Raw genomic sequence first — 5,432 nt, forward strand, 5'->3', positions numbered from 1 at the left:
GCCCGAAGGGCGGTCCCAGCCACCCCGCCCGCGCCCCCCCCGCCGCGCGGCGAGGACTCCGCCCGGCGCGAGAGCGGGGCGGCCACCGCCGGGTACACCCTCCCCGCGGGGTCCCCCACCCGCGGGCACGGGTCCGCGCCCGGGCCCCGCCCCCGCGACGACTGGGACTGAGCCCCGCCGCCCGCACCAGCCGTCCCACCGCCCGCACCGGACCCGACGGCCCGTCACGCCGATCGCACCGAACGCACCGGGTCACACCGGGTCAGGCCAGCGGCCCGGTGACCCGCTCCACCGCCCGCACCAGTTCCCCGGAGGCGACCAGCGCGGCCGCGGCCTCCAGGTCCGGCGAGAGGAAGCGGTCGCGGCCGGCGCCGCCGACCCCCGCCTCCCGGGCGGCGGCCATGGCGGCCGTGGTGGCCGGGGCCGTCCGGCCCGCGCCGTCGGCCTGCTGGCGGATCTCCAGGGCGCGGGCGGCGGCGGTGAGTTCGACGGCGAGGATCCGGCCGAGGTTGTCGACGGACTGGCGCAGCTTGCGGGCGGCGGACCAGCCCATCGACACGTGGTCCTCCTGCATCGCGGAGGACGGGATCGAGTCGACCGAGGCCGGGACGGCGAGCCGCTTGTTCTCGCTGACCAGCGCCGCCTGGGTGTACTGGGCGATCATCAGGCCGGAGTCCACGCCGGGGTCGTCGGCCAGGAAGGCCGGCAGGCCGTGCGAGCGGGCCTTGTCGAGCAGCCGGTCGGTGCGGCGCTCGGAGATGGAGCCCAGGTCGGCGGCGGCGATGGCGAGGAAGTCCAGCACGTACGCGACCGGGGCGCCGTGGAAGTTGCCGTTGGACTCCACCCGGCCGTCCGGCAGCACCACCGGGTTGTCGACCGAGGCGGCCAGCTCGCGGGAGGCGACCAGCTGGGCGTGGGCGAGGGTGTCCCGGCCGGCGCCGGCCACCTGCGGGGCGCAGCGGATCGAGTAGGCGTCCTGGACCCGCGGCGCGTCGTCCTGGTGGTGGCCGGTGAGGCCGGAGTCCTTGAGGACGGCCAGCATGTTGGCGGCGCTCAGGGCCTGGCCCGGGTGGGGGCGGATCGGGGCGTGCAGTTCGGGGGCGAGCACCTTGTCGGTGCCGAGCAGCGCCTCCAGGGTCATCGCGGCGGTGATGTCGGCGGTGGTGTAGAGCCGCTGCAGGTCGGCGATGGCCATCACCAGCATGCCGAGCATGCCGTCGGTGCCGTTGATGAGGGCCAGGCCCTCCTTCTCCAGCAGTTCGACGGGCTCGATGCCGGCGGCGGCGAGCAGTTCGGCGGCGGGCTTCTCCACGCCGTCCGGGCCGGTGGCCACGCCCTCGCCCATCAGGACCAGCGCACAGTGCGACAGCGGCGCGAGGTCGCCGGAGCAGCCGAGCGAGCCGAACTCCCGGACCACCGGGGTGATGCCCGCGTTGAGCAGGGCGGCCATGGTCTGCGCGACCAGCGGGCGCACCCCGGTCCGGCCGGAGGCCAGCGTCTTCATCCGCAGGAAGACGAGTGCCCGGACGACCTCGCGCTCGACGGCCGGTCCCATCCCGGCCGCGTGCGAGCGCACCAGCGACCGCTGGAGCTGCGCGCGCAGTTCGGGGCTGATGTGCCGGACGGCGAGCGCGCCGAATCCGGTCGACACGCCGTAGACGGGGCGCGGTTCGGCCGCGAGGGCGTCGATCCGCGCCCGCGCCGTCGCCATCTCGGCGAGCGCGTCGGGGCCTATCTCGACCCGGGCGTTCCCCCGGGCGACGGCCAGCACGTCCTCGGCGCTGACGTCGGCCTTGCCGACCTGGACCAGCGGAGCGTCGGGGGCCACAGCACTGTGCATATCCATATACACCATCACATCAGGTGAATGAAGATATGACAACAGGTGGTCGCCATCCGAAACGGCCACGATCGTACGCCCGTACCGGCCAGCAGGATTTTCACCCGGGCCGCCCCGTACCGCACGCTGGTGCCCACGGACACGCACGGAGGTGGCAGGGCGATGACGCGGGCGACGGCACGGCGCCGGGTGGTGCGGCTGCGGGGGGACGAGCGCGGGGTGCGGCCGGACTCGCTGGCGGCGGAGGAGCCGCTGGAGATCCGGCTCGGCGGCGAGCCGCTGACCGTCACCATGCGCACCCCCGGGCAGGACTTCGACCTGGTGGCCGGGTTCCTGGTCGGCGAGGGGCTGGTGCACACCGCCGAGGAGCTCGCCGCCCTGCGGTACTGCGCCGGGACGGACGAGTCCGGCGCCAACACCTACAACGTCGTCGACGCCACCTTGCGCGGCGCCGCCCGCGCGCTGCCGCTGTCCGCGCACCGCAACCTGCTCACCACCAGCGCCTGCGGCCTGTGCGGCCGGGACACCGTGGACGCCGTCCGCACCCACGTCCGCCACCCGGTGGGCGAGGACCCGCTCACCGTCCCGCCGTCCCTGCTGTACGGCCTGCCGGAGCGGCTGCGGGCCGCCCAGCGCACCTTCGAGTCCACCGGCGGCCTGCACGCGGCCGGCCTGTTCGACGCCGCCACCGGCGACCTGCTCTGCGCCCGCGAGGACGTCGGGCGGCACAACGCGGTGGACAAGGTGGTCGGCTGGGCGCTGCGCGAGGGCAGGCTGCCGCTGACCGGACACGTCCTTCTGGTCAGCGGCCGGGCCTCGTTCGAGCTGACCCAGAAGGCCGCGCTGGCGGGCGTCCCGCTGCTGGCGGCCGTCTCGGCGCCGTCCTCGCTCGCGGTGGACCTCGCCGAGGAGCTGGGCCTGACCCTGGTCGGCTTCCTGCGCGGGGAGGGCGCGAACGTCTACACCCGGCCGGACCGGATCGCCTCGCCCTCCCCCGCCTCGCCCTCCCCCGACACGCCCTCCCCCGACACGCCCTCGACAACGGCGCCCTCCCCCGCCGCGCCGGTCACCCCCTGAGCTCGGCCTCGATCAGGTCCGCCGCGCGGGCGGTGCCGCCCTCGGCCCGGCCGGCGGCGGCCAGCGCCTTCAGCCGCTCGGCCACCGCCGGGTCGTCGACCAGCTCCAGCAGCGCGCCGCGCAGCGCCTGCGGGGTGGCCTGCGCGGTGTCCAGGCGGCGGGCGACGCCGAGCCCCACCAGCGCGTCCGCGTTGGCGAACTGGTCGACGGCCTGCGGCACGGCGATCATCGGCACGCCGTGGTACAGCCCCTCACTGGAGCCGCCCATGCCCGCGTGGGTGACGAAGGCGTCCGCCTGCGCGAGCACCGACAGCTGCGGCACCCACCGGTGCACCTCGACGGTGTCCGGCACCTCGCCCAGGTCGGCCAGGTCGGTGTGCGCGCCGACCTGGAGCACCGTGTGCCAGCCGGGCAGGCCGCCGAAGGCCTGGACGCAGGCCCGGTAGAACGCGGGCTGGTGGGTGAAGGCGGAGCCGAGCGAGACCAGCAGCACCTTCTCCGCGTGCGCCGGCCGCTGCCACCCGCCCTGGTGGGCGCGGTCGCCGAAGCACGGTCCGACGAAGGTGACGCGCCGTTCGTCGACCCGGTCCGCGTTGAGCTGCAGGGCGCGCGGGATCAGGGCGACGGACCGCGCCGGGCGGCCCTTGAAGGCGTCCACGTCGCGCTCCACCGTCCCGGCCTCGGCCAGCCAGTCGGCGAACCGCCGGTAGTGCTCGGCGCCGCCTGGCCCGTTGCGGATCGCCTCGTACACCTCCGCCATGTCCTGCTCGATGCCCTCCCAGCCGACGTAGGTGGGCGACAGCTGCACCACCGGCACGCCCAGCCGCTCGCCGAGCGCCCGCCCGGCGAAGCCCGCGATGTCGCAGAGCACCAGGTCGGGGCGGTCGTCCGCGAAGGCCTCCAGCAGGACGGGGTACATCGCGAGGGCGTCGTCCAGGAACAGCTCCTGGAGCGCCACCGGGTCCTCCTCCCAGGCGTCCGGGCCGCCGGCGAGCGGCAGCCTCGTCGGGTACGGGACGAAGCGGGCGCCGGTCGACTCGACGGCCCCGGCGAAGGAGGCGTCGTTGACGTAGCTGACCCGGTGGCCCCGGGCGACCAGTTCGGCGATCACGGCGAGGCTGGGGTTGACGTGCCCGTGGGCCGGGATCGAGACCATCAGGATGTGGGCGGGGTGCGCGGAGCGGGTCATGGGGGCCTCCAGGGTCCAGAATGAGACGAGACGGTCCGTCTCGCTGACGGCGCTCCAGCATGATCCGGGCCCGACGCCACGTCAAGACGATACGGTCCGTCTCGCTGCTGCGCTTAGAATTTCCACCATGGCCCACAGAACCGCCCCCGACCCGGCCCGCCGCAGCGAACGCTCCCGCGCCGCCGTCCTCACCGCCGCCGCCGAACTCGTCGCCGACGTCGGCTTCGGCAAGCTCACCATCGAGGCGATCGCCGCCCGGGCCGGCGTCGGCAAGCAGACCATCTACCGCTGGTGGCCCTCCAAGGGCGCCGTCGTCTTCGACGCCTTCCTCGCCGCCAACGAGCACGAGGGCAGCCTCGCCCTCCCCGACACCGGCGACCTCGCCGCCGACCTGCGGGCCGTCCTGCGCCCCGCCGCCGACGAACTCACCGACCACGCCCTCGACCGCACCTACCGCGCCCTCACCGCCGAACTGCTCAACGACCCGGCCCTGTACGCCGACTACCGCACCCGCCTGCTGGACCCGCTCCTCGACGTCACCCGCGAGCGCCTGCGCAGCGCCCGCGAGGCCGGCCAGCTCGCCCCCGACGCGGACCTCGACCTCGCCCTCGAACTCCTCTACGGCCCGCTCCACTACCGCTGGCTCTACCGCCTCGGCCCGCTCGACCACGCCCACGCCGACCGCCTGGTCGAGGCGGTCCTGCGCGCCCTCGGGCGGGCCTGACCGCACCGGCCAACCGCCCCGGCCTCACACCACCGGGGGCGAGGCCGCGCCCGCCAGGGCGACGGCCACCAGGGCGCGCATGGCGAAGGCCGCCTGGCCGAGCGGCAGGGTGGCGTCGTCGGCGAAGAGTTCGACGAGCCAGCCGCCGGCCGGGTTCTGGCCGCCGGCGGCGACCATGCCGCGGTAGCCGGAGACGACCAGCATGGCCTCCTCGGCCGGGTCGTTGCCGGCCGCGCCGGCGCGCAGGGCGAAGGCGCCGCCGCGGACGGCGCGGCGGGTCATCGGGTAGTGGCGCAGGTCGAAGACGGCGTCCGGGGCCTCGATCTGGGCCCGCTGGGTCTCGGCGCGGGTGCTGCTGGGGCCCCTGGTCATCCGGTAGACGGCGTGCTGGGCGGTGCGCATGAGGTGGGAGCCGGGCGGGACGTAGGAGACCCACCAGCCGACGGCGTCGAGCAGCCGGGCGGAGGCCTCGGCGACGACGACGAGCTTGCCGAGGGTGTCGGCGGGGTGGACGGCCCGGGCGGCGGCGGCCTGGTCGAGGGCCGCGAGGACGGCGGTGAGCAGCTGGCCCGGGTCGGCGCTGTGCGCGGCGCCCCGAAAGC

Annotated in this window: 4 protein-coding genes and 1 pseudogene; 2 read left to right on the forward strand and 3 right to left on the reverse strand. The window is 75.8% G+C overall.

Annotation, left to right across the window (positions count from 1 at the left end; all coding sequences use genetic code 11):
* Window positions 1-262: 262 nt before the first annotated feature.
* A complete protein-coding gene (gene hutH, locus ACFV6I_RS37215; protein ID WP_363369169.1) occupies window positions 263-1,846 on the reverse strand; it encodes a histidine ammonia-lyase in 1,584 nt (527 codons plus the stop codon).
* Window positions 1,847-2,002: 156 nt separating this feature from the next.
* On the opposite strand from hutH, the gene fdhD reads away from it, so the two are divergent.
* Window positions 2,003-2,917, forward strand: a complete 915-nt coding sequence (gene fdhD / locus ACFV6I_RS37220) for a formate dehydrogenase accessory sulfurtransferase FdhD (RefSeq protein WP_380430474.1) — start codon at window positions 2,003-2,005, stop codon at window positions 2,915-2,917.
* On the opposite strand, the gene ACFV6I_RS37225 is transcribed toward fdhD, so the two are convergent.
* A complete protein-coding gene (locus ACFV6I_RS37225; RefSeq protein ID WP_380430476.1) occupies window positions 2,907-4,106 on the reverse strand; it encodes a macrolide family glycosyltransferase in 1,200 nt (399 codons plus the stop codon). The two genes, fdhD and ACFV6I_RS37225, sit on opposite strands and share 11 nt — an antisense overlap.
* A 127-nt stretch (window positions 4,107-4,233) precedes the next feature.
* Between ACFV6I_RS37225 and ACFV6I_RS37230 the strand changes: the two genes are divergently transcribed.
* The gene (locus ACFV6I_RS37230; RefSeq protein WP_380430479.1) at window positions 4,234-4,830 is read left to right on the forward strand and encodes a TetR/AcrR family transcriptional regulator; all 597 of its coding nucleotides are present in this window, start codon (window positions 4,234-4,236) and stop codon (window positions 4,828-4,830) included.
* A 24-nt stretch (window positions 4,831-4,854) separates the two neighbouring features.
* Here ACFV6I_RS37230 and ACFV6I_RS37235 read toward each other — a convergent pair.
* A pseudogene (locus ACFV6I_RS37235) lies at window positions 4,855-5,432 on the reverse strand (sensor domain-containing diguanylate cyclase); the annotation flags it as partial.

This window comes from Kitasatospora sp. NPDC059803 (assembly GCF_042732255.1).
GTDB lineage: Bacteria > Actinomycetota > Actinomycetes > Streptomycetales > Streptomycetaceae > Kitasatospora.

Coding starts and splice junctions, on each gene's coding strand:
- fdhD (WP_380430474.1), top strand. CDS start 2,003: ATGACGCGGGCGACGGCACGGCGCCGGGTGGTGCGGCTGCGGGGGGAC.
- ACFV6I_RS37230 (WP_380430479.1), top strand. CDS start 4,234: ATGGCCCACAGAACCGCCCCCGACCCGGCCCGCCGCAGCGAACGCTCC.
- hutH (WP_363369169.1), bottom strand. CDS start 1,846: ATGGATATGCACAGTGCTGTGGCCCCCGACGCTCCGCTGGTCCAGGTC.
- ACFV6I_RS37225 (WP_380430476.1), bottom strand. CDS start 4,106: ATGACCCGCTCCGCGCACCCCGCCCACATCCTGATGGTCTCGATCCCG.